The following is a 23,917-nucleotide window of genomic DNA, read 5'->3' on the forward strand; positions in this document are numbered from 1 at the left end:
TTTGAGTCTTACAATATTCTTATGCTAACAATGTGAAAGGCCCTATAAATTGGACTTTTATAGAGCCTTTCATATTAACATTGCTTTATTAAATTTACCGGTGAAGCCATTACCTTACTATTTTTCACATCATATAGTCCTATAGGCGTTACCCGTATAAAAGGCAAGTGCGTCGCAGAAAAGAATAAAATGGTAAATGCCGGATCGTCATACCTGTAGCCACGCTCTTGCAATAATTTCACCAACTGTTTCTCTTCCTGTATTAATTCACTCATTTTTAAATTAGACATAATCCCGAGCAATGGTAATGCGATTTCGTGTAATACTTCATTCTTTTCAGCTATTACCATTCCCCCGCCAAGCTCTTTTACTCTATGAAAAGCTGTAAGCATATCTTCTTTATTCTTCCCAATAAGAATGATGTCGCCGGTACCAGAATAAGAGCTAGCAAGACCACCTAGTTCTTTCGCAAAACCTTTCACAACTGTATTCACTCGCCACGTACCGTCACGAGCAATCATCATAAGAAAACACTCATCATGATCTAGAGAAAGTTCATCACAGTTTAAATCAATTTCACTCGTGTATGGTTTAGTTATAACGTTATTCAATAAATGTATACCCATTTTATGAGAAAAAATCATATCCTCTTTTTCTATGGACCAGTTTAATAATAATGGAGTTACTTTGAATTTACTCCAGTCTATTTGTAATGATTCATTTTTGTTTATTCCGTCACGCTTCACCCATTTCCCTTTTGCAATTACGCTTATTGGAACCGGTTTTTCTTTACTTTCTAAAATATTAATATTAGCAATTCTACCTGTCGCAATTGAACCATGTACATGTTCCATATTATAATAACGAGCGATATTATAGCTTGCCATATGATAAGCATCTATTATTGGCACCCCTTGTTTTATCGCGGTAGATATCATAACGTTTGTCATTCCATTTTCATAAAACGAAGGATGTGAGCCGTCTGTAGTAAGAATGAATCTATCAAACTGTTTTACTCCTAGTTCCAACAATTCTTTCAGTAACACTTCTAAATCTGGGTGGATTGAAGAATTTCTTAGGGAAACCGTGTAACCTTGCATAAGACGAGTGAAAGCTTCCTGCCCTGTCATCGCTTCATGATCACAATCTGTACCTAACAGTTTTAACTTCGCTAAAGTCGTTTCAGATGCTCCTGGAAAATGCCCTTCTACTTTTTTATGTAATCGTTTCGTTTCCTGCACCCAATGTAACATTTCATCATCGCCATGTAATAACTTTGGCCACGCTGTTAGCTCGCCACCTTGAAGAACTGCTTTATGCTTAAGCCACTCTATTATTTCTACACGATTAAATAAAGATTCCCCGTTTTGCAATTCTGTTTGTCCATCGAAACGACACCACCAATACATACTTGCTGGAATCTTTTCAAATTCATCTAATAAACGAAATGCTTCTTCACGTTGTAATGTGAAAAATAAAGTTAAATTATCATTAATAAAAGTCGTCGTCCCAAACTGCATCGCATAATTTGCTAACGTTTCTGGATTATATAATTGATATGGATGTGCATGCGGTTCTATGTAACTTGGAACTATATACTTTCCATCACAATCAATGACTTCACATTTATGTAGTTGCGCTGGCAGTTTTTCTCCTACATAAATAATGCGATCATCATAGATCCAAATATTTGCTTGCATCCACTCGCGCATATAGGAATTTAAATAAGTTGCATTCTTAAATAAAATGTGCGGACTTCTTTTGCCATCTATTATTTCAACATGTTCTCTTAATTGCTTGTTACTCCACCTGAAATCCTTTTGTTCCACTGTATTCAACTCCAATGCTATATTAGTTAAGATGAAAAATAATTAATTAAATAAACTATTTTTCATACAAGTCCACTAAATACGTACCCCTATTATATTTAATAATCATAAAAATAAAAATTTTCAGAATAAACATCGTTTTTATTGTTCACTACTTCTCCTTTTGAACATAAACATTTCTGTGCAGTTGTTTTACTGAAATCTTCGAAAGAATAACGACTATTTCGTAAAGTAAAAAACGTGTCACCTTAATACGATGGCACGTTTTTTACTTTGCATTTCAAATTATGATTAGTTCATACTATTTCGGAGCTGATTTATAAAGGCATGGGCTGCATTTGAAAAAACTTGATTCTTTTTCCAAATAATATTTAAGTTCGCTTCTAATTTAGGTTGTAATGGTTTAAAGCAAAGTTTACTATTTCCTGAAGTGTTAATTATCTTATCTATACATAATGCATATCCAATACCTTCTTCAACCATAAGTGCTGCATTATAAAGCAAATTATAGGTTGCGACGATGTTTAAATTATCTATACTTTGTCCAAACCATCCTGTTAATTCATTACTAACAGTAGATTGTCGTGAAATGAATAATGGTTTATCTATTAAATCCACTGGGCTAATAACTTGTTTATCCGATAAAGGACTATCTTTACACATTAATACACCCCAAGTGTCTTTAGCTGGCAATTGTGCATATTCATATTTTTGTTTATCAGTTGGCTCTATAACGACACCAAAATCTAATAATCCACTATCTAATTTACTCTTAATGTCATCAGCATTTCCGCTGTACAAATGAAATCGAATATTTGGATAGTCTTTTATTAATACTTTTAATGTTTTCGCAATAAGATGCATCGCTTCAGTTTCACCGGCACCAATGTAAACTTCCCCGCTTATCATTTCTTTTGAATCTTTTAAGTTCGCTTCCGTTTTATCTGCTAAATCAACAATCTCCTTCGCCTTTTTAAATAAGTATTTCCCCTCTTCTGTTAATGATATTTTCCTATTTCCTCTTATAAATAAATTTGTTCCTAATTCCATTTCTAAATCTTTCAGTTGCCTTGATAATGTTGGCTGTGACAAATGTAATTGTTTTGCAGCTGCTGAAATACTTTCTTCATTTGCTACAGCAATAAAATAGCGTAACACTCGAATTTCCACGATAGTCTCCTTTTACATATAGCTAATAAGCATATTAATGTATTTAATATAGGTATTTGATATTAGAATCGTATCATTTTATGATTGTATTGAAAAGATTAGCGTTTTAGAGGGGAGTATAACAATGAATATGAAAGATTTTATAAATTTTTGTAAGGCCGGCAAGCCTATTTCAGGCGAGGATAAAGAACTACATGATCTACTAGTTCAATGTAGCTATGAAGCCCAGAAGATAACAATGAAATTAAATACATCTTATCATTCTAAAGAAGAGATTGTAGCAATATTTAGTGAATTAACAGGTAACAACATTGATCCATCTTTTATGTGTTTTCCACCGTTTCATACAGACTTCGGTAAAAATATTACAATTGGAAAAAACGTATTTTTTAACACTGGATGTTCTTTTCAAGATAGAGGCGGAATTCATATAGGAGACAATTGTATGATCGGTATGAATGTTACAATTGCCACACTTAATCACGGGCTAACTTTAGAAACAAGAAATACGACATACGCTTCCCCTGTTATAATTGGTGAAAATGTATGGATTGGTTCTAGCGCAACAATACTTCCTGGTGTTACAATTGGGAACAATTCAATTGTTGCTGCAGGTTCAGTTGTTACAAAAAATGTACCTGCAAACACCGTCGTTGCAGGGGTGCCTGCAAAAAGTGTGAAAGTCATTCATAGCAATTAAAAATATTCTAGATTTTTCAAATGCAAACAAGCTACTTTGATTGAAATTTGCTTTACTGCTTATATATTTATTTTATCGCTCTTGTTAAGAATTTTATTTCTCTTTGTGAGAAGAGAATATACCTATATATTTTTCTATACCGCAATAAAAAGACTTATAGAATGATTCTATAAGTCTTTTACTATATGGAATTAACCTATACCCATCGATTAACAAATTCAAAAACCAAAAGATTCGCGATAAATAAATTTCTAATAAATCACTATTCTCTCTAATAGTCAAAAAGTTCATAATAGTTGAGCAATTCCTTTTACTGCCTCGTAGCCAAAATATATTCCAAACAGAATTAAAACAATGCCTGCTACTATAGAAATCCATTTCATTACTGTATGATTAATAAATCTTCTACCAAAATGAATAGATGTAGCCATAAATATATCCCAAAGCATAATCCCAGCAAAAATGGCTGCACTATACCATAAAGCTTGTTCTTTTCCAATAGTATTCATAGCACTAGTTAGAACTGATCCATATATCCCTATCCAAAAAATAATATTTAATGGATTAGAAATTGCGATAGCAAACCCCGATAGAAAAGATTTTAAAGGATGTTCTTTTTCACCTGATGAAATATATTGAACTTGTTTAGTAGCTTCTTTCATACTTTCATAGCCCAAATAAATCATCGTTACAAAACCAAAAATCCAAATGCAAAGTTGAGCAACTGGAGTTGTTAAATAAGTCGAAATACCAAAGTAAATTAAAAACATCATTACAACATCTGCTGACATTGCCCCGACTCCTACTAACCATGCACTCAAAAAACCATTTTTTATTCCTTTATTTATTTGAGCAACATTAATCGGACCGACTGGTGCAGACAATGAAATCCCTAATAATATATAACTGAATATCATGCTAATCATTTTTCTTCAACCCCGTAATAGGACATCTCATTACACTTTCTTCATTTGTTTCTGGTAACATATATTGTTTCCATTCAAAGGTTTCTTTTATTCCGTAATCCCCTATATCTGGATGCATTGGAATATCATCATATGCTAACAAACGTTTTCTAATCACTTTCCGCACTTGTTTCCCTTGTTTTGTATCACCTGTAATATCATCCAGAGTACCTCGAGGTTGTAACGTAATTTCAAGGCCGGTTCCAGTATATCTACTTTTTCTCTCAGAATATATTGGAGCCCTACAAACGACAAATATAGGTTCACCACCAAAACAAAATTCCCATTTAGCGTTATAAGGATCTATTGGTATTTCTGCATTCCATGGCTCCGGATCATTTCTCATTAAAAATTGTAATACATTCCAAAATTGTTTTTTGTATTCTTCAGCCAGTAATTGTTTATTAGATGGTTTAAAAAATATTACTAAAGTAGTTCTCTTTGCAATTTGTTGATATGTTTTAATATATTCATAAATTCCATCTCTTAGTTTGAACAATTCATTTTCATCATAAGCCGATTCAGAAAATATATATCTAGACCAACCATGTTTCTCAGAATCCACTGCAAAATAACACGGAAATGGTTTAGATTGATCTAAAATGCTATCGTGAAAATTATTGAAAGATACAGTTTTCCACTCATCTAAAATCCCTTTATTTTGTTCTTCAATTATTCTCTTTTGATCGTATAAATACATTTTTGTAGTTGGCATTATTAAAATCCCCCCTAATATATTTATGATTTTTTCTCATATAGTAAAATATTATTCTCAACAATATTTAAAATTTCATTTATACTTTTTGTAGGTATTTCAATTGTTATCTCAGGTATACCGGGAGATAATAAAAATTTATTATAGTTATAAATTTTTCGATCTATAATAAGTGTGATTTCATCTGAATAGCCAAATGGAGATACGCATCCTGGAACACAAGAAGTTTTTTCTATTAACTCCTCGGCTGAACAAATAGAAATCCTTTTTCCAACCAACTCTTTCATAAGTTTTGAATCTAATTTTTCTCCTTCAACAGTTACAAATATGTAATAGTTATTTGATTTATCTTTTAAAAATAAACTTTTACTGGGTACACCTTCTAATTTAAACCTTTCTCTAATTTTTCTATCTGTTTCATAATCTAATATTGGTTCATGTGTATATTGTTTATACGATATAGCCGCTTCTTCTAGCAGTTCTACTACTTGTTTATACATATTTATCCTCCCTTTGATTTCATTACACAATTTGAAAATATAGCCTTTTCTATTGCTGTTCCCGCTCCCTATTCTTTTTCACAATATATTCAATTATATTTTAAAACACAATTTAAATTGCAATAAAATACATTTTTGTAATAAAAATGGAATTAAAATATAAAACCTATATTAATCATTAATTTCATAATAGTCAATCATTTAGACACAAATCATAATTATCTATTTTTGTATACTTAATTCTATTTGTTATTAATTCATACATATTGTTTCTTTTGAAAAAGGACTTGTATATGTGTTCTATTTTTCATCTTCCAAAAATGTTTTGTTTTATCCTTCGGAAATACGTCAACATTAATACGCTTTAAGATATTAATTCATACGATAAAAGTACATTATTATGTAAATTAAGGAAATACATTCGAATATTTTTCAACAAAAATCAGAATTTACTTATTATTAACTCCAAAATCTAGAACTACTTACCTTTGTATGTTCCAATATTTTAAAAATGTAAAAGTCACTATAAATAAGAAATATCAAATAAATATAATAGATTTATAGTAAAATAAAAAAATTTAAATACATCATTACTTTTCTTGTAACAGCACGTAAAAACCCCGAATCATGGGAAGTAAATTGCTCATGATTCGGGGTTTTTTAAGACTATATTTTAATAATAATTAAATCGCATACAAGTCCTTATATACCTCTATAGTAGAACTCTTTTCATCTATTATTTCTTAAATTCAATTTGCATCATTTTATTAAACTGTGTAAGAATATCAACCGGACCTAAAGAGTTAACATTGACAGCAAATGTATGCTTGCCTCCAATTACTCCACCAGCAAAAGTCATATACCCAGGAATTGCTCCTCCGTGACCCCAAACTGAAACACCGTTTGGAAGTTTCGTCTCATATATCCCAAGGCCATATCCATCACCAAGATCTTTTCCTTCTATTGGAACTGTAGTAAGCATCTCTTTTAGCTCGCGTTCTTTCAATAACTTACCACCGAGCAAAGATGAAAAGAACTTATTTAAATCGTCTGCATCTGAAATCATATCTCCCGCTGAATTAGCTAAACTCGGATTATAATACGTCATGTCTTTCAATTCACTTGTTTCGTCAATTTTCATATACCCTCGAGCATGATTCTTTCCTGGGATGACTGGTGAATTACCTGGTAAAAACGTATTTGCCAAGTCCAAAGGTTCAATAATTCGTTTTTCAATTTCTTCCGCATAACTATTACCAGTTATTTTTTCAATAAGCATTCCTAGTATTACGTATCCTGTGTTTGAATACGACCAACCTTTACCTGGCGAAAAATCTGGAGGTAGAGCAAGTCCTATTTTCACTATTTCTTCTGGTGTATACGTTTTTTTCGAATTCATAATGTCAGCTTCTTTTGACTTTAAATATTCAGCTATACCACTCGTATGGTTCAAAAGTTGACGTATCGTAATTTGATTGCCATCATATCCATTTCCTTGAATGAGGCCAGGTAGCCACTTTTCAATAGAATCGTCAAGTTGCACGCGATTTTCTCCTACTAATTGAAGAACAGTCGTAGCAGTAAAAGTTTTCGTCACACTACCAATCCGAAAGCGATAGTCCGATTTCATCGATTTCTTTGTACTTAAATCCGCGAGGCCAGCATTATAACTACTAATTTTTCCGTTATTATACGTCTTAGCTAATACCCCTGGCGCTCCAATTTGGATTGTTTCCTGCATGACTCGTTTCCAACCATTCAGATTCTTTTGATCATGTGCTTCTGACGAATTAGAAATATTTTGAGTAGATTCTGCTTTCACAGTAAAACCTGGTGTGAATAAAGTAGTACCCGCTAATAAAACTGCCAAACTCGCTAACTTAATTGAATAACTTTTTTTCATAAGGCTTTCTCTCCTCTATTCATATCGTATTGATTCAAGCTATACTTTCATCCTATATGATAAACCTCTCTTTTTTCTTATCCATTCCTTACGAAATACTTACGTTCAAAATTTAATGACCCAATGGAAAAAGCAATGTATGAAAATAAAAAAGAACGTGTTTTCAATGTATGAAAACACGTTCTCTTACATACTTAAAACCCTATATCAACTTTTTAGTTCATTCACTTTTACCATCCTGCACTAGCGTTCATGCCATTTCCGATAATAGTAAATAGTAATGGCCACAGCACTGGTGCTAACGTAAGAAATAGATTAAGCAGTATAAGTATTCTATATCTTCCAAGGATATTATGATTTTTACGATTAACAAATACTACAAAAACTAATAATATTATGGTCGTTACATATAAAAGTAACACTAACAACCAATACCAAACCATTAAACTGAGACTCCATGGCTGTAATAGCTCGTGTACAATACCAAAGGTGATTCCTAATACGGCAAAACTAAAGGTAGTAACTGTTGCTTTGATAAACAATTTACTTAATGTTTTATCGTATGTATACTTACAATATAAATCTATTAATGTGTATAAAGATAAAAAGGCCATTAATACACCTACCCAATACAATAACCAGTCTCCGCCTCCTCTAACTAACATAAACAGAAACCAACACATCCCTGCTGCAGAAAAAATAAAGGAAAGGAGTATGTTTTTCAATACCGGTTTCATTCTATTTTCACACCCTTACAAAAATTTAAAAATAAATTATAATTTTTATTTACATACTACCCGTAATTTATTTATCTCTTTTTCATCCTATATTGATGTAATGAAGATAACCTCACAAAAAATTCAACGAGCAATACTCTACTAAGGCAACCTTTTTCCATTGTTAGCGATATAAAAAAGTAAGTATACATTATCATATAATTAAATATAAGTAAATAAAATTAATTTATAGTTAATTCCATTTACTTATATTAACGTCACCCTTTCCCGTCTCGCTCTATCCATCGTACAGTCTTCTCTATATCTAACTCCGTATACGTCTTTTCACCATAACGAACAGACTCATATATCGGAATAATATCTCTCGTTCTACAAATTCTCTTTAACCATTGTTGCATCGTTTCATAGGATCTTCTCTGTTCGTGAAATGGTAAAGTTCTTTCCCATTCAACTAACGTTTTCCTTATCGTATCTTTAGGTAACGACTGTTCAAACTGACGCATCACTTTCTTGTTCTTTTCGGTTCTATCCGTATTTTCCTTTGTTATCGATTGTTTATCCTGTTCTATTTCTGATTTCGTTACCTTTTTCCTCATTAATTTATAAAAAGCATATAGAATGACCACTGCAATAATTACATAAAAAACGACACTAATCCATGAATTTGAAAGAACAGAAAACACATCAGTCCATGAATTTTTTCGTACAAAAAGTGGAATTTCCCTATCTATTTTTGTTCTTGTATCTACAACTCCTGTTTCTTCATCTATAATTCTTTCAGGTTCATCAAACTGTTCGTCTAAACTAGTAAAATCATAATTTCTTTCCGATATTGTCTTCGTCTTGCTAGAAAAAAGCCCTTTTACTATGTCTTGTACATGCACAACACCTTGTGATAACGTTATCGCACTAACCGTAAAGAAAAGTATCATGAAAACTCTAACACTCCAAATCTTCACTTTCATATGTCGCTCTTTATTAGCCATGACATAAACCCCTTCTTATTCTTTAATTACAACCCATTTATTCGTTCTGCTGTATTTCCTTGGGGAAGTACCAAGAATTAAAGGAACTGCATCCAATTCTTTACGACGAAAGCCTGCTGTGTAAAAATAAGTAGAAGATACAGGCGTATCTTGGTCCGATATTGCGGCAAGTACTTTTAATACATTTTGCAAATGTTTCCGGTTATGACCGTTCTTTATATGCAATAACCCATTATCTTTTACGCTATTGATCCATACTTCAAATGAACAGTTTTGCATGAGCAGTTGTTTACATATGCCTGCTGTTAATTCGATTAGTTCCTCTGTATCCTTTCGCAAAGAAATACCGCTTTTATTTTGCAAGTTGAGATAAATCGCATATTTATCTGATTGTGTTCGCTCGTACTTTTTCGCAGTTATCGTCCCTGTTTTCGCTGTCGCACTCCAGTGGATGGAACGAAAATCTTCATTTTCATACGACTTCACTCCCATTACTTTCGTTTCATCATATAAGGGTGATGACATCGCTTTTCGAAATCCTCGTGACCATTCTTGTAATTCAGGAACTTGCATTTTCGGAACAGCTGGTAAAACTAAATAAGACGGCGTTTCAACTTGTTTATATGTTATATGGTTCGTTATGAATCCAAAGGGATCCGTAATGACAATTTCAACTTCTTCCCATTTCGCAATTCCTCTTTTTACAGCTACAGCTTGCAAATCAAATGAAACTGACTCTCTTCCTTTTAAATGTAAATTCATATAATAATTTGAACCTGTATTCGTATTTTTGTTTATTTCATCATGATTCCAAGTTAACGTATTTTCACATTTAAATCGAAATACGATATTGAAAATAGGGAATAACGACTTGTTTGAAATTTTCATTTTGCACATATTCGCTTCACCTATAAAAATGTTTGAATTCCCTTGACTGTATTCCCATTCAACACGAGACACTTTACGTATGTACACATGCATCGCACTTATTAAAATTACATACAAAAATACGAGAGATAATATAAGTAGATTACTTGAAAATACACATAAAATAACGGCTACAACTGACATAACTCCTATTACGAAAGGCTCCGCTAAAGGTGTATACACAAGTTGTTGATTCATCGTACATTCTCCACGGGCACACTAATCATATGAAGAATTTCTTTCATGATTTGTGCTTTCGTCGTTTTCATCTCCCCTTCAATCGTTAACGTTAAACGATGAGCGCATATGGATGCTGCGAGTGTCTTAATATCATCTGGCGTACAATAATCTCTTTCATTTAATATTGCCCGTGCTTGAATTGCTCTCATAAATGCCAACGTCCCCCGCGGGCTTACACCAATTTCAATTAGCTCATGCTTTCGCGTTGCCTCAATGATTTCAAGAAGATAATCTTGCACATCATTTCCTACTAACACTTCTCTTGCACGTTTTTGCACTGTAATAATTTCTTCAGTTGAAATAATTGAATGTAAAGTTTCTAACGGATCATTCATTTGAAAACGATTCATCATCTCCTTTTCTGCTTCTCTCGTAGGATAGCCTTGACGTATAGTTAGTAAAAAACGGTCTAGTTGAGCATCAGGTAAAGGAAATGTACCGGCCGATTCAAGGGGATTTTGCGTTGCAATTACTAAAAAAGGTTCTGGTAATGAATGTGTCTGTTTCGCAATCGTAACAGTACGTTCTTCCATCACTTCCAATAACGAAGATTGCGTTCTCGGTACAGCTCGATTTATTTCATCCACTACTACTATATTTGCAAAAATAGGACCTAACCTCGTTTTAAATTCCGATTCCTTCACATCAAAATATTCGAGACCAATAACATCTCCAGGCAAAGTATCCGCTGTGAATTGAATTCTTTGAAATTTAGCGTCTACACTTTTAGCCAAACTTTTCGCTAATGTTGTTTTTCCCGTCCCAGGTACATCCTCTAATAAAATATGGCCTCTTGCTATGAGAGCTATAGCTGCAAGTTCAATCGATTCATCTTTTCCTATAATAACCTTCGAAATATTGTTAATAATTTTCTTTAATGTATTCATATATTTATCTCCTAACCTTATTTATTCTGAAAATTAAGAATTATTTATTTCCAAATTATAACACATTACTATATAAGTAAATATGTTCCTATCAAAATAAAAAAGATGACCTTAGCTATACGCTAAAGTCATCTTTTTCTACCTTATTATTTCACTAACTCTCCATTATAAGCTTTTATATTAAGTGGCGCAGTTAAAAACTGTGCTGCTTTACTAACGAAAGATGTAAAGTGTTCACTCGTATTATGACTCGCAACTGCCTCTTCATCTTTCCATACTTCTACCATCGTATATACATTTTCATTTTCTGTATCTTTATATAAGTCATAAGATATATTTCCACTTTCTTCTCTTGAACTATGAATCAGCGGACGAATTCCTTCTAAAAATGATTGTTGTTTTGCTGGATCTACTTGAAATATTGCGTGAATAATAATCATGGTGTTTCCCCTCTCATATCTCACTTATTTCTGTATTTATAAAATTACTTCCACTCAGCAACTTTTTCAACTGGAAGACGTACTGATTGGTAACCACTATCAGCAGCTTTTCCGATTGAAATTAACATAACTGGTACGTGACGTTCTTTATCTAATCCGAAAGCTTCTGCGATTTGGTCTTTTTCAAATCCGCCAATTGGGCAAGTGTCATAACCGTGAGCACGAGCTGCTAGCATAAATTGCATTGCTACAAGACCACCGTCAATAAGTACAGTATCTTTCATTACTTCTGGTGTAACCATTGAGAAGTAACCTGAAAGTTTCTTCATTTGATCTTCTTTTACTTCTGCTGGCATTAAACCGCGCTCTACTGCTGTACCGTAAATTTCTTCTGCGTTATCAAAGTTGTTTAAATCACCAAATACAGCTATCATCGCTGAAGACGTTTCTACTTGAGATTGATTAAATTTCGCAAGTGGTGCAAGTGTTGCTTTTGCTTCGTCACTTTCAATCACTAAAAATCTCCATGGTTGCATGTTCACAGATGATGGTGCAAGTGTTGCTTCTGTAAGAATTTCTGTCATTTCTTCTTTGCTAATTTTCACTGACGTGTCGTATTTACGAATTGAACGACGTCCTGTTAAAATTTCGTTAAAATCATTTGTTTTTACTGATTTAGTCATAGTTGTATTCTCCCTTTTTATAGTTCTTTTATGTTTTCTTGAATGTGATTTAACATATTTAAAAGATTATCGCGTTCTTCCTCACTTAATCCTTTAAATGCAGATGCTGCAAAACGTTCTTTTTCCTCCTGATACACTTGAATTTTATTTCGTCCCTCTTCAGTTAGAGAAACTAACGTAATTCTGTTATCATCTGGATTTTTACGCCTTGTAATCATTCCGTTTGCTTCCAACTGTTTTAAATGCCTCGTAATCGCTGCATTATCAATATTCACTTCTTGCTGAAGTGCTTTTTGGCTAATTTCACCTACTTCATATAACTGAAGTATAAGTTCTAGTCTAGATTGACTCATACCCGTACACCCTTCAAATTTCGAACTTACGTCTTTATTTAGAAAGTGTAATTTATATAAAATAATTGCTTCTTTTGAGCATGAACTTGTCAAATTACCCCTCCTTTATATCCAATTTAAAAATATTTGATACATCAATAGTTGATATGTCAATTAATATAATCTATATCGATTTAAAATGCAAGCATTTTGTTTTCATTTATATTTTTCCAAATTAAGGCGCTTTGTATCATTACAAAAAATGTAAATTACATTATAATAGTAATAATTCAAATGACTGGAGAGTGATTGTAATGCGGCAATACACAAATAGAAATGAGGAATTAAAAATGGAAAATGAAATGAGGATATTCACAAATGACAACAATAAATATAGGGATTGTCGCGCACGTAGACGCTGGCAAGACGAGTTTGACTGAGCGTATTCTTTATGAAACGAATGTGATTAAAGAAATTGGCCGAGTAGATAGTGGTAATACGCAAACTGACTCAATGGAATTAGAGAGACAACGCGGAATTACGATTAAAGCATCTGTCGTATCTTTCTTTATTGATGATGTAAAAGTAAATGTCATTGACACACCTGGACACGCTGATTTTATCGCTGAAGTGGAGCGATCATTCCGCGTTTTAGACGGTGCAATTTTAGTTATTTCTGCCGTTGAAGGTGTGCAAGTACAAACAAAAATTTTAATGCGGACATTGCAGAAACTAAACATACCAACAATATTATTCGTAAATAAAATTGATCGTAATGGCGCAAATACTGAAAAAGTTATGAAACAAATAAAAGAGATTCTTTCAAATGAAGCATTCCCTTTCTACTCTGTCCAAAACGAAGGAACGAAAGAAGCCCGGATTATTGCATACAAATCATATGACGATTGTATGGAACTGTTAGCACCATATAATGAATCGTTACTTGCGTCATATGTAAATGATGAAATCGTACCGGGCGTATTATTAAGAGAAGAACTCGAAAAACAAATACAGCAAGCAAATGTGTACCCAATCTTTTTCGGTTCAGCCATGACAGGTATAGGTGTAACTGAACTGCTCGAAAATATTTCAACCTTATTTCCAGCTAATAAGTCGGCAGAAAACGAAACATTATCCGGTGTTGTGTTTAAAATTGAACGTGAACCTTCTGGAGAAAAGATTGCTTATGTAAGAGTTTTTTCTGGTCGTTTACACGTAAGAAAATATGTTGATATACAGCGCGGGGACGTTCTGGGGCATAAAGAAAAGATTAAGAAAATATGCCTATTTCATAACGGGAATGTTGTTCAATCTTCTATCGTTCCTAGCGGAGAATTTTGCAAAGTGTGGGGACTGAATGATATTAAAATTGGTGATATTATCGGTGAACGGACGAATTATATAAAAGACATTCACTTTGCCGAACCACAAATGGAAGCTGCTATTGAAGCAGTACCAAAAGAACGAATTCATGATCTATACGCTGCACTTATGGATCTATGTGAAGAAGATCCGCTCATTAAAGTGTGGAAAGATGATATTCATAATGAACTATATATTCGCCTTTTCGGGGAAGTACAAAAAGAAGTAATTGAAACAACACTTTTTGAGAAATATAATTTGCAGGTGACTTTCTCAAATACGCGGGTTGTATGTATTGAGAAGCCAATTGGCGTAGGTAATAGCGTTGAAGTAATGGGTGAAAAAACGAATCCATTTTACGCAACAATTGGCTTTAAAATCGAACGTGGTGAGCTGAATTCTGGCATAATATATAAGTTAGGCGTTGAACTTGGATCGCTGCCTTTAGCATTTCATAAAGCAATTGAAGATACAGTATTTCAAACGTTAAAACAAGGTTTGTACGGATGGGAAGTTACGGACATTATCGTCACGTTAACATATACTGGTTATGCAAGCCCTGTTACAACAGCGAGTGACTTTAGAAATTTAACACCACTCGTTTTAATGGATGCTTTAAAGCAAGCTGAAACATGTGTATTTGAACCAGTAAACGCATTTGAATTAACTGTACCAGAACGTGCAATTAGTACCGCAATGTATAAATTAGCTGCCATTCCAGCAGCTTTTGCAGATCCTATATTCAATAATGATTCTTACGAGTTAACAGGTTCATTACCTGTTGCGAAAATAGAGAATTTTAAGCGAATGCTTCATTCATTCACTGAAGGAGAAGGCATTTTTACAACGAAGCCATCTGGTTACAAAGAACTGAAGGCTCCCTTCCCTACTCGAAAACGTGTTGATTATAATCCGCTGAATCGTAAGGATTATTTGCTTCATGTGCTTAAGGCTTATTAAGTAAAAAAGAGGTGCAAATTGCACCTCTTTTTGCATGTATTGATAAGTTAGTTTGTCCTAACAACTTCTTTAAGCTTTTCTATTATTTTTGCTATTGCTTCGATTGAATTCTCGGTTTCATATTCTCCAACATTTACAGAATGATTTGCATTTTTGACAACTTCAATTTGTAAATTCGTTTTATGTAACCGATCGATTTGATCTGCATTATATTGGTGATCTTTATCTCCAATTACTAATAGCCCTTCGTGACGACTATGTAAAATCGACTCAAAAATGGAATCAAAAGTTAGTAAAGGTGTAAGTAGTATCATTTTTGACTGTAAAAAATCTTCTCTCTTCATTAAATCATTTGCAATCGGAATGGTTCCGAGTGATTTCCCTAAAAACATCGTATGATTGTATTGCTCACCTTTTAATACTTCCTTCATTACAGGATTAATATCATCCATCATTATTTTTGTTACTTCTTCCATCAGTTTATTCATTACTTGTTCGTCATAAGAATAATGAATATGTACTACATCTATTTTATTTTCAAGCATAAGCATCGTTGCATAATAGAATAATGGTTTATCATAATTGTAACCGGAACCTGAAAACATAAAACAGATTGTATTAGAACCTTTTTCGATATGTGTGTAACGAATGACTTTGTCGTCTATATGTATTTCCTTTTTAGTTCCCTTCACCGTTTCCCCCTCCAAACACGTTTACTTTTGTAAAACGATATGTTCTGTATGAACTGATACATCCTTTACTTTATCTTTTATAAACGCTGGCTATAAGTTATATGTATCTAATTCTTCTATCGGTACCCACTTAAACATATATGTTCTACCCTCTTCATTCAGAATATATTGATCCGCCCCATTTGCAGGTAATTGTTTCAGCTCTACTTCATAGTAAAAACTAATTTCATGAAACTTTCGTTCAAAAAGTGTAAAGAAATTTTCTACTGACCATATTAATCTCTTTATCTCGATAGGAACCGCTAACTCTTCAGTAAGCTCTCGTTTTAGCGCATCTTCACTATTTTCTAGCATTTTCACTCTTCCGCCTGGTACGTACCAAAAATCTTCACCGTCACCTTGCAGAATAAGTATTTTATTATCGTGTTTACAAATTGCTCCGACGCGATAATTAAAACATGTCTCTTCAACTTTAAATGTTAGATCCACACCGATTCACCCCTATGCTTTATTCAAAAATCGCTATAAAACTATTATGTATGTGCTGTACAAATAAGATTACTAAATGTTTCTATTCCATTCAATAATTTTTTAACTTTTCAAAAATAATACGCATCATTTGTCATCACAAGTATAAATACATATGTCACAATCACTGCACACACTAGAGAAGCATTATGGGGGACGAATGGAAACATTGTCAATATACAAAACTGAAAAATCAAACAATTTCTAAGACATTATTAAAAAAGACGCAAGGTCAACTTATGTGCTAATTAATTCTTTTTCTAGAAAAAGCGTCTTTTATTGCACTTGTTAATACATTTAGGAATAATAAAATAGCCATAACTACCGTTAATACGTAAAATTGCTTTGTTTTATAAGGAGCGAACCATTCCGTAAAGAACTCTGAATTAACGAGACGCTCCCCAACTCCTCCTTCCTTGAAGTTCGATATCCACGAATTCATATCAAGGATGATAAAAATTAGTTGCATAACGAAAAATGCTCTAAGAGTTTTCAGCCAATTTCGTATTCGAATAGGACGCCCTTTTTTTGATGTCATTTAAATGACCCTCCTTTTAGAACTTGCTATTAAAGAGCCTTGTTCTGATAGATACGAATAGATAATATCCATGAAACCCCATAGCACCCCACTGCTATGACAGCAAATATAAGAAATAATTTCAAATCTGAAATCTCTTTTAAAAAGGTCAGTACGCCATTAGCATATTTATTTAATAAATATGGAGTATTTCGCATTAAATATATAACTCCAATAGATAAAAATATAAAAACTGGTACAAGTGTTTTCACTTTAAATGCAACAAAAAATGGGATGTAAAATGCAGTAATCAGCATGACTGCCAAGAAGCCTAGGATGTAACTTTCTAAGGAAAGTTGAAATTCCATGCTGTCTAAAATGAAATATTTTCCAACTAAACAAAAGGGGATGATTACTATTGTAAAAAATAAGGTTCCAACGTATTTTGAACTTATAATTTCCTTCCTAGTATACGGTAATGAGTTTACTAAAATATTAGCATTATCTTTATCATCAGATTGATATGTGTTAATTACAAAAACGGCACTACAAATGATTATGACATATGCTACATCCATGCCGGCCCACAAATAGGTAACTAGAAATAAGAGATAAGCAGGTAAAAAGGTTTTTTGTAAAATCAAATCCTTTTTAATTAAATTAAGCATCTTGACTCCCCCTTTTTCATGAAATACATAATATCCTCTAAACTTGGTTTTTCAATCACCACTTCTTTATTAAATAAAGTTTCGATAGAATTTACATTTTCAATCAATCCCTCGAAACCTGTATTTGCCTTACATACAGATATAAATTCACGCTCAGTATCAAAATCTAACATATCTAGTGGTCCTTTGACCAAAATATAATCTTCTGCAATGGCATAAATATCTTTTGTAAAAATATGCTTCCCATTTTGAATAAATGTAATATAATCGGCAATGCGGTCTAAATCCGTTGTAATATGAGATGAGAAAAAGATAGTTTTCTCACCATCCTGCATAATATTTTGTAAAACATCCAATAATTCTCTTCTAAATACCGGATCGAGTCCAGAAGTAGGCTCATCCATAATAATTAGTTCAGCATGATGTGAAAGGGCAATTGCAAGAGAGGCTTTCATTTTCATTCCTTTGGAGAATGTTTTCATTTTTTTATTTAATGGTAATTCGAACAGATCTTTATAATATGTAAATTGGTTAAAATCCCATTTTTTATAAGCAGGTGCAATAATTTTAGTAATTTCCTTTAATGTGAGTTCATCATAAAACACATTATCGTCATAAACGAAACCAATTCTTTCTTTAATTCGCTTCGCATCAGTCGAATAGTTCATGCCAAATAAAGAGACATTTCCACTATCCGGGTTCATTAGATTCATAATCATTTTAATCGTTGTAGATTTACCTGATCCATTTCCCCCAATAAAACCCGTAACAAATCCTTTTTTTACTTCCATCGAAAAATTTTTAATTTGAAATCCTTTAAAAGATTTACTGACATTTTGAAGTTCTATTACGTTTTCCAAGAGTTTTCCTCCTCGTATAAAATTGTAAGCATTTCTTTTAGATCATTTAAAGAAACATCCATTTGTTTAGCATTTTGAATCGCTTCACACAACTTTTCTTCAACTGTCTTTAATTTTTTTTCTTTCATAGTTTCAATGTTTTGTTCTGCTACAAAGGACCCCCTTCCGACAATTGAATAAATAAAACCGTCTTTTTCCAGTTCTTCATATGCTCTTTTCGTTGTAATAATACTTACTCTTAAATCTTTTGCTAACTGACGCATTGAAGGAAGAGCATCTCCTTGCTTTAAATCACCTAGTAAAATAAGTTTTTTTATTTGGACACCAATTTGTTCATAAATAGGTTCCTTTGAAGTGTTCGTAATAACGATTTGCATGCAAATACCTCTTTTTAAAAATATTGTATATATACTTTATATACAATATATACTATCGCACATTGTAAATCAACAGAAAATTTCCAAAATATAGTCACGAACACAATCTAATAATAAATGTAATTCATACAACTTATTTATACGGGTCTTCCTCGTATTTGCTCGATTTTGAGGTGGAGGTCTTACTGCTATCTAATGCGGTATAAAGACTACGTTGTGTTTTACGGAGAAATTGGCACAGCTGGTAGTGTGAAAGCAAAAGAGTTTGAAACAGAAGAACAATCTGAGGAAGTTGATATCAAGTTAGACTGGAATGAAGATGACGAAGAAGGATTAAAAAAGATGTTTCCTAAGTTATGGGACATGTACGGGGAAGAACCGATAGACTGGTAGATTAGTTGATTGTCAAAAACGCCTTGTTTCTTTCGTAACAAGGCGTTTTTCATGATACTATGTTTAAATTTTTATCTTCCCACTTTCCCACCACTTCATAAACGTTTCTAACGAAGGAGCAACCCAAGTTCTACTATCATTTTCATGATTCCATACATATATATCATCTCTTTGCACGATTCCATTCAAAATGGAATAACCAAACAAATCACCATTTCCGCCATCAGCAATAAATAATAAACAGTCAAAAGGCATATATATAAATCCTTGAAATCAACTATATTTCTCATATTCATATTTTCAGTTTTAATTTTTGAAGTAGACCATATAAAATCCCCGTATTCACCTTCTACACCGTTTGTTTCCTGTAATAATTGATTTAAATCATTTGGTAACTCCACCTGCAAATTTTTGTGAACTTCAGCGAGTTCATCCTTTTTAGCTGGATTATTGAAACTTAAGTTTTGTGAGATACTGTGAATTGTGTTTTTCCACATAGCTTTTTATCCTTCCATCGCTTATGTTCAATCAATTACATACAAAGAGGATTCCCTAAATTGATTGATACCACTTTTCTAACAACTCTTTCTCCCTCTCTCCTGAAATACCTGCTTTTAATTCCCATTCATCCACACTCTTCATCCACTCATACACGTCTGTAACTGTATGTTCTAACCTTCTAAAAGTAAGTCCTGCTTTAACAGCTCTCTCAATACTCATAGAAAAACCACCCTTCCACGGCTTCGTCTCACCTTCTAATGAAAAAGTTTCTGGAAGCCATAGTGGCATCTCTGTCCAAGGCTGTACTTTATGTTCATTCATAAATGATTCATCTACCCAAACGAATGCAGCATCACTATTCGTAACCTTTTTACACGTATTTAATAGCTCTTCCATCGTCAATTCATAGTTCGGACCTGTAACATTGAATGTACCTGCTTTATTTTTTTCTGCCATGTTTAGTCCCCAGTTTGCGACGTCTTTTATATCAACTATCTGCACTGGACGGTCTTTTCTTCCTGGAACTAACACTTTTCCTCCCTTTGCTACACGCCCAATCCAGTATGGAAGCCGATCTGTATAATCAAATATCCCTGAAAGAAGTCCTGCTCTTACGTGTAAAACACGCCCCGGCCAATACTTCTCTGCTTCTTTTTCACACAATACTTTCAGCGCACCGTAATACTCATAAGGAGAAACTTCACCATTCTCCACAGCCTTTATTTGATCGCCCGTTGGTTCGAGTTGTAATATATAATCTTCTTTTATATGAGGCGGAATCCAATCTTTATAAACGGAAAGACTTGAAATGAATATATAATGCTTTATATTATCCCGTAAGACTTCTCCAACATTTCTAATGTGATGCGGAGAAAATCCGCACGTGTCGACTACCGCATCCCATTTCCGATTTTCTAAACTTGAAACATCATCATTTCTGTCACCAATTAACTTCTCTACTTCAGGAAAAATTTCTTTATTCGTTCCGCGATTAAACAATGTAACTTCATGCCCTCTTTTTAAAGCCTCTTCTACAAAAGCTCTTCCTAAAAATCGTGTACCACCTAGAATTAGAATCTTCATTGTTCTCCCCCATTCGTGATTGAAAATCCTTTCTTTTGTTAAACGATTTTTTGTTGTGAAAAGTTACGGGGTTGGTCTAACTTTTTCTACAAGTTCAACATATGTAATTTCCATTTCATATATAATTAAAATATCGGATATTTGATTAATCACTTATACATGTAAGTAGGTGAACAATATTAATAGAAACATAGTTTACCATTCAACATTATGTATTTATTGCCTCACATCTCTTGTATATATTATCTTACTGAACATAGAAAATGGTCGTAATTATTTAGGATTTACGATGGTCATTCCGCTTTTAGCTGCTATTTTATATCAGAAATTATATAAGAAACAAAAAATAGTTCATACATTTGGAATTTCACGTCCAAAAATAAGAACTTTGATTTTCTCCATTTTAATCCCAATAATTCTAGGGCTATGTCTACATTTCTATTTTTATATTTATAATATAAAATTCTTATTTAATTATTATAATGAATTGGGACTTCTCCTACTCATTGGCCTTACAATTGCTGCTTTATCTGCATTTTTAGAAGAAATCATATGGCGTGGAAATTTCCATTACCATTTACGAAAAAAATATTCATTAAAACAAACAGCAATCATTACTGCATCGCTTTGGTCTTTATGGCATTTGCCAGTATCAATCTTTTATAAAAACTATGAATTATGGTTTGTAGGAATATTAAGCTATCTCTCGTTATTATTTATATTATCTATAATTTTGACGTATACAAGAGAGTATAGCCATTCTGTGATAACACCTGCAATTTTACATGGCATGTTCAATGTATTTTATTTAACAGATGGAGTAGAAACAAAATGGGATATTAGCCTAATGGAATTAATTAAATTTATCTTGCTGGTAATTGTATTTGGCATGATATACCTAATACATCGAAAAATTAAAAGTACCTAAACAAATTATAAAGTACTTCAACACCTATTCAATAATCGTATAGGTGTTGAAGTTTTCTAATCTTAGTTGCTCAACTTAGTTAATACAATACTTTTTTCTATCATGAAGAACAAAACAAGTTTAACTAAACCTTTCATTCTTGTTTTTATAAAAATAACCATATTAATCTTTGAAATAAGGAAATATGGACTCTTTAATTAACTTCCATCTATCCCCTGCATTCGGTATGACTTCAGAAGCGATCGCCACCACGAGCTCCTTCTCTGGTACGCAGCAAATCACATTCCCACCATCACCCATTGCACAGTATGAAAAGATTCCATCCTCTTCTCGTAACCACCATAAGTAACCTTATTGATTTGGATTCACCGCTATTGATTCTTTTATCCATGATTTTGATAGTATTTGTTTTCCATTATGAATACCTTCATTCAAATACAGCTGTCCAAACTTAGCCATATCTTTAACTGTTAACGTTAGTCCCCAGCCGCCTATCGAAATACCATTTGGATCATGAACCCATCCCTTTACATCTTTTCCGAATAAGTCATCAAATCCAAATGCTTTCATATTGTAGTTTGGAATTTCTCTCATGCCGAGTGGCTGAAATAAGTATTCATTCGCAAATTCACGGGCACCTTTTCCTGTTGCGCTCGTAATAATTGCTGATAGTACATAAGCTCCTGCAGATGAGTATTTAAAAGATCCGATTTCTCCGCCATTCCCCATTCTATTAAGTGTATACTGTACCCAATCCTCTTTCGTACATAATTCTTCTAGCGGTTCCTGCCAATCTGCATAAGGGTATGGAGCTGTCATAGTAAGTAGATGCCGCACTGTTATTTCAGATGAATTACAATTATAGTCTGGGAAAAATTCTATTATTTTTTGATCAACGTTTTTTATATAGCCCTTATCTATACATATCCCAATTAACGCAGAGATTATCGTTTTTGTAACTGACGCTATATGAAATGCATCATTTGGACCGTGACCGTTATAATAGTTTTCAAAAATAACATTACCTTTCTGTACTACTAACATACCATTAGTATTTTCATATTCTTCTTTTATAATCTGATCTAACTTTTCAGCAGTTTTCATTATTCATTCCCCTTTAACCCATGATTAAAAAGGTTCGATAGGTACATATATATCAACTATATGTTTATTTTCCGGGTGTTGCCTTGGGTCATTTTTATACATTTCAAAAGGATACGAATCTCTCGGTTTATATCCGCTATTTGGAAGCCACTCACCATATAAGAATTCCCATGCTCCTTTATATTCATCTTGGAATATTTCAAAATGACCTACCGCATACTTTCCAGAAGGTATTACCATTATTCCAATGTCGCTCGTTTCTACTGCGGATTCATCCGGAATTGTTATACATAAACTAGTTCTTAAATGGTTGTCCTCAGTAAATTCATGATGGTCGTGGTAAATGGTTAATACTTTCGTGTTCTCAAATACATAATAGTTTTCCTCCGCTGCGTAATGAAATAATTTCTCTATCATTTTTGGAAAAGCTATCGTTAACTCTTCATATGTACCAATATGTCTTACGTATGCGACGTTTATATCGTCCACTGTTACAATTTCAACATTTCCTCGAACCTTCTTACACTCATTGTATTGAGAAGCTCTCCTTACGTCTTTGCAATTCTTGCTATTATCGTTTCGATATTGCGACGGACTTACTCCGTAATAATTTTTAAATGTACGGGAGAAAACTGCGGAATCTGTGAATCCGAAGTGATACGCAATATGTGTAATTGTCATATCCAAACGGTATGTAAGTAAATTTGTTGCTCTTTCTAATTTTAATCGGTTTACATACCGTGATAATGGCTCCTCTACTATCCCCTTAAAAATACGATGAAAATGAAACTTTGAAAATCCTGCTACATCCGCCAGCTCTTCAATTGAAAGTGAATCATCTATGTGTGATTCTATATAATCTTGTACTTTGTAAATGCGTCGTATGTATTCATTTCTACTTTGTTTACTCTCCATATTATTATCTCCTCA

Annotated in this window: 24 protein-coding genes and 3 pseudogenes; 4 read left to right on the forward strand and 23 right to left on the reverse strand. The window is 33.0% G+C overall.

Features of this window, described 5'->3' with window-relative positions; translation table 11 throughout:
- Positions 1–74: 74 nt before the first annotated feature.
- Both DM800_RS24035 and DM800_RS24040 read right to left on the reverse strand, forming a co-directional pair.
- On the reverse strand, positions 75–1,829 hold the full coding sequence (locus DM800_RS24035) for an adenine deaminase C-terminal domain-containing protein (protein ID WP_147787755.1): 1,755 nt from the start codon (positions 1,827–1,829) through the stop codon (positions 75–77).
- A 291-nt stretch (positions 1,830–2,120) separates the two neighbouring features.
- Positions 2,121–2,999 carry a LysR family transcriptional regulator gene (locus tag DM800_RS24040; protein WP_088063832.1) on the reverse strand — a complete coding sequence of 293 codons (879 nt, stop codon included), beginning with the start codon at positions 2,997–2,999 and terminating at the stop codon, positions 2,121–2,123.
- 124 nt (positions 3,000–3,123) lie between these two features.
- Between DM800_RS24040 and DM800_RS24045 the strand changes: the two genes are divergently transcribed.
- The gene (locus tag DM800_RS24045; RefSeq protein WP_147787756.1) at positions 3,124–3,699 is read left to right on the forward strand and encodes a sugar O-acetyltransferase; all 576 of its coding nucleotides are present in this window, start codon (positions 3,124–3,126) and stop codon (positions 3,697–3,699) included.
- A gap of 287 nt (positions 3,700–3,986) precedes the next feature.
- Here DM800_RS24045 and DM800_RS24050 read toward each other — a convergent pair whose 3' ends face one another.
- The 11 genes from DM800_RS24050 to DM800_RS24100 all read right to left on the reverse strand — a co-directional run bounded on the left by DM800_RS24050 (position 3,987) and on the right by DM800_RS24100 (position 13,128).
- Positions 3,987–4,625 (reverse strand): LysE family translocator, encoded by a 639-nt coding sequence (locus DM800_RS24050; RefSeq protein WP_147787757.1) that lies wholly within the window; start codon positions 4,623–4,625, stop codon positions 3,987–3,989.
- A complete protein-coding gene (locus tag DM800_RS24055; protein ID WP_088063835.1) occupies positions 4,618–5,379 on the reverse strand; it encodes a YqcI/YcgG family protein in 762 nt (253 codons plus the stop codon). Before DM800_RS24055 ends, DM800_RS24050 begins: the two co-directional genes overlap by 8 nt.
- Before the next feature lie 23 nt (positions 5,380–5,402).
- On the reverse strand, positions 5,403–5,879 hold the full coding sequence (locus DM800_RS24060) for a YbaK/EbsC family protein (RefSeq protein WP_087984608.1): 477 nt from the start codon (positions 5,877–5,879) through the stop codon (positions 5,403–5,405).
- 736 nt (positions 5,880–6,615) lie between these two features.
- Positions 6,616–7,782, reverse strand: a complete 1,167-nt coding sequence (locus DM800_RS24065) for a serine hydrolase domain-containing protein (protein WP_147787758.1) — start codon at positions 7,780–7,782, stop codon at positions 6,616–6,618.
- Between the two features lie 230 nt (positions 7,783–8,012).
- Positions 8,013–8,519, reverse strand: a complete 507-nt coding sequence (locus DM800_RS24070) for a DUF3902 family protein (RefSeq protein WP_088609188.1) — start codon at positions 8,517–8,519, stop codon at positions 8,013–8,015.
- Positions 8,520–8,776: 257 nt separating this feature from the next.
- Entirely contained in the window at positions 8,777–9,505 is a 729-nt protein-coding gene (locus DM800_RS24075; protein ID WP_098133132.1) for a hypothetical protein, read from the reverse strand.
- A 15-nt stretch (positions 9,506–9,520) separates the two neighbouring features.
- On the reverse strand, positions 9,521–10,630 hold the full coding sequence (locus tag DM800_RS24080) for a DUF58 domain-containing protein (protein WP_147787759.1): 1,110 nt from the start codon (positions 10,628–10,630) through the stop codon (positions 9,521–9,523).
- Positions 10,627–11,559, reverse strand: a complete 933-nt coding sequence (locus tag DM800_RS24085) for an AAA family ATPase (protein WP_098133134.1) — start codon at positions 11,557–11,559, stop codon at positions 10,627–10,629. The genes DM800_RS24080 and DM800_RS24085 overlap by 4 nt, the downstream gene beginning before the upstream one ends.
- A 146-nt stretch (positions 11,560–11,705) precedes the next feature.
- Complete coding sequence (locus DM800_RS24090) at positions 11,706–11,999, reverse strand: putative quinol monooxygenase (RefSeq protein ID WP_147787760.1); 294 nt, start codon at positions 11,997–11,999, stop codon at positions 11,706–11,708.
- Positions 12,000–12,043: 44 nt separating this feature from the next.
- Positions 12,044–12,682: a nitroreductase family protein gene (locus tag DM800_RS24095; RefSeq protein ID WP_147787761.1), complete on the reverse strand. Its 639-nt coding sequence runs from the start codon at positions 12,680–12,682 to the stop codon at positions 12,044–12,046.
- Positions 12,683–12,699: 17 nt separating this feature from the next.
- A complete protein-coding gene (locus DM800_RS24100; RefSeq protein ID WP_087984603.1) occupies positions 12,700–13,128 on the reverse strand; it encodes a MarR family winged helix-turn-helix transcriptional regulator in 429 nt (142 codons plus the stop codon).
- Between the two features lie 264 nt (positions 13,129–13,392).
- Here DM800_RS24100 and DM800_RS24110 point away from each other — a divergent pair, with 264 nt between their 5' ends.
- Positions 13,393–15,336: an elongation factor G gene (locus DM800_RS24110; protein WP_147787762.1), complete on the forward strand. Its 1,944-nt coding sequence runs from the start codon at positions 13,393–13,395 to the stop codon at positions 15,334–15,336.
- Between the two features lie 47 nt (positions 15,337–15,383).
- On the opposite strand, the gene DM800_RS24115 is transcribed toward DM800_RS24110, so the two are convergent.
- The 6 genes and pseudogenes from DM800_RS24115 to DM800_RS24140 all read right to left on the reverse strand — a co-directional run bounded on the left by DM800_RS24115 (position 15,384) and on the right by DM800_RS24140 (position 18,978).
- Complete coding sequence (locus DM800_RS24115; protein ID WP_137052692.1) at positions 15,384–16,028, reverse strand: alpha/beta hydrolase; 645 nt, start codon at positions 16,026–16,028, stop codon at positions 15,384–15,386.
- A gap of 21 nt (positions 16,029–16,049) precedes the next feature.
- Positions 16,050–16,517, reverse strand: a pseudogene (locus DM800_RS24120) (NUDIX hydrolase).
- A 283-nt stretch (positions 16,518–16,800) separates the two neighbouring features.
- Positions 16,801–17,094 (reverse strand): YfzA family protein, encoded by a 294-nt coding sequence (locus DM800_RS24125; protein WP_147787763.1) that lies wholly within the window; start codon positions 17,092–17,094, stop codon positions 16,801–16,803.
- Between the two features lie 29 nt (positions 17,095–17,123).
- Positions 17,124–17,741, reverse strand: coding sequence for an ABC-2 transporter permease (locus DM800_RS24130; RefSeq protein ID WP_000933342.1), 618 nt, complete (start codon positions 17,739–17,741; stop codon positions 17,124–17,126).
- Positions 17,729–18,601, reverse strand: coding sequence for an ABC transporter ATP-binding protein (locus tag DM800_RS24135; protein WP_000432454.1), 873 nt, complete (start codon positions 18,599–18,601; stop codon positions 17,729–17,731). Before DM800_RS24135 ends, DM800_RS24130 begins: the two co-directional genes overlap by 13 nt.
- A complete protein-coding gene (locus tag DM800_RS24140) occupies positions 18,589–18,978 on the reverse strand; it encodes a GntR family transcriptional regulator (protein WP_001167593.1) in 390 nt (129 codons plus the stop codon). Before DM800_RS24140 ends, DM800_RS24135 begins: the two co-directional genes overlap by 13 nt.
- Positions 18,979–19,173: 195 nt before the next feature.
- Between DM800_RS24140 and DM800_RS24145 the strand changes: the two genes are divergently transcribed.
- On the forward strand, positions 19,174–19,371 hold the full coding sequence (locus tag DM800_RS24145) for a hypothetical protein (protein ID WP_147787764.1): 198 nt from the start codon (positions 19,174–19,176) through the stop codon (positions 19,369–19,371).
- 63 nt (positions 19,372–19,434) lie between these two features.
- Here DM800_RS24145 and DM800_RS24150 read toward each other — a convergent pair.
- Positions 19,435–19,868, reverse strand: a pseudogene (locus tag DM800_RS24150) (SMI1/KNR4 family protein).
- 55 nt (positions 19,869–19,923) lie between these two features.
- Entirely contained in the window at positions 19,924–20,955 is a 1,032-nt protein-coding gene (locus DM800_RS24155; protein ID WP_147787765.1) for an SDR family oxidoreductase, read from the reverse strand.
- Between the two features lie 169 nt (positions 20,956–21,124).
- On the opposite strand from DM800_RS24155, the gene DM800_RS24160 reads away from it, so the two are divergent.
- A complete protein-coding gene (locus DM800_RS24160; protein WP_147787766.1) occupies positions 21,125–21,883 on the forward strand; it encodes a CPBP family intramembrane glutamic endopeptidase in 759 nt (252 codons plus the stop codon).
- 162 nt (positions 21,884–22,045) lie between these two features.
- On the opposite strand, the pseudogene DM800_RS24165 reads toward DM800_RS24160, so the two are convergent.
- Both DM800_RS24165 and DM800_RS24170 read right to left on the reverse strand, forming a co-directional pair.
- Positions 22,046–22,987: pseudogene (locus tag DM800_RS24165) on the reverse strand (serine hydrolase domain-containing protein).
- A 24-nt stretch (positions 22,988–23,011) separates the two neighbouring features.
- Positions 23,012–23,902, reverse strand: coding sequence for an AraC family transcriptional regulator (locus DM800_RS24170; RefSeq protein WP_147787767.1), 891 nt, complete (start codon positions 23,900–23,902; stop codon positions 23,012–23,014).
- Positions 23,903–23,917: the final 15 nt, after the last annotated feature.

The sequence above is a fragment of the Bacillus sp. AY18-3 genome (genome assembly GCF_008042305.1).
Classification (GTDB): domain Bacteria; phylum Bacillota; class Bacilli; order Bacillales; family Bacillaceae_G; genus Bacillus_A; species Bacillus_A wiedmannii.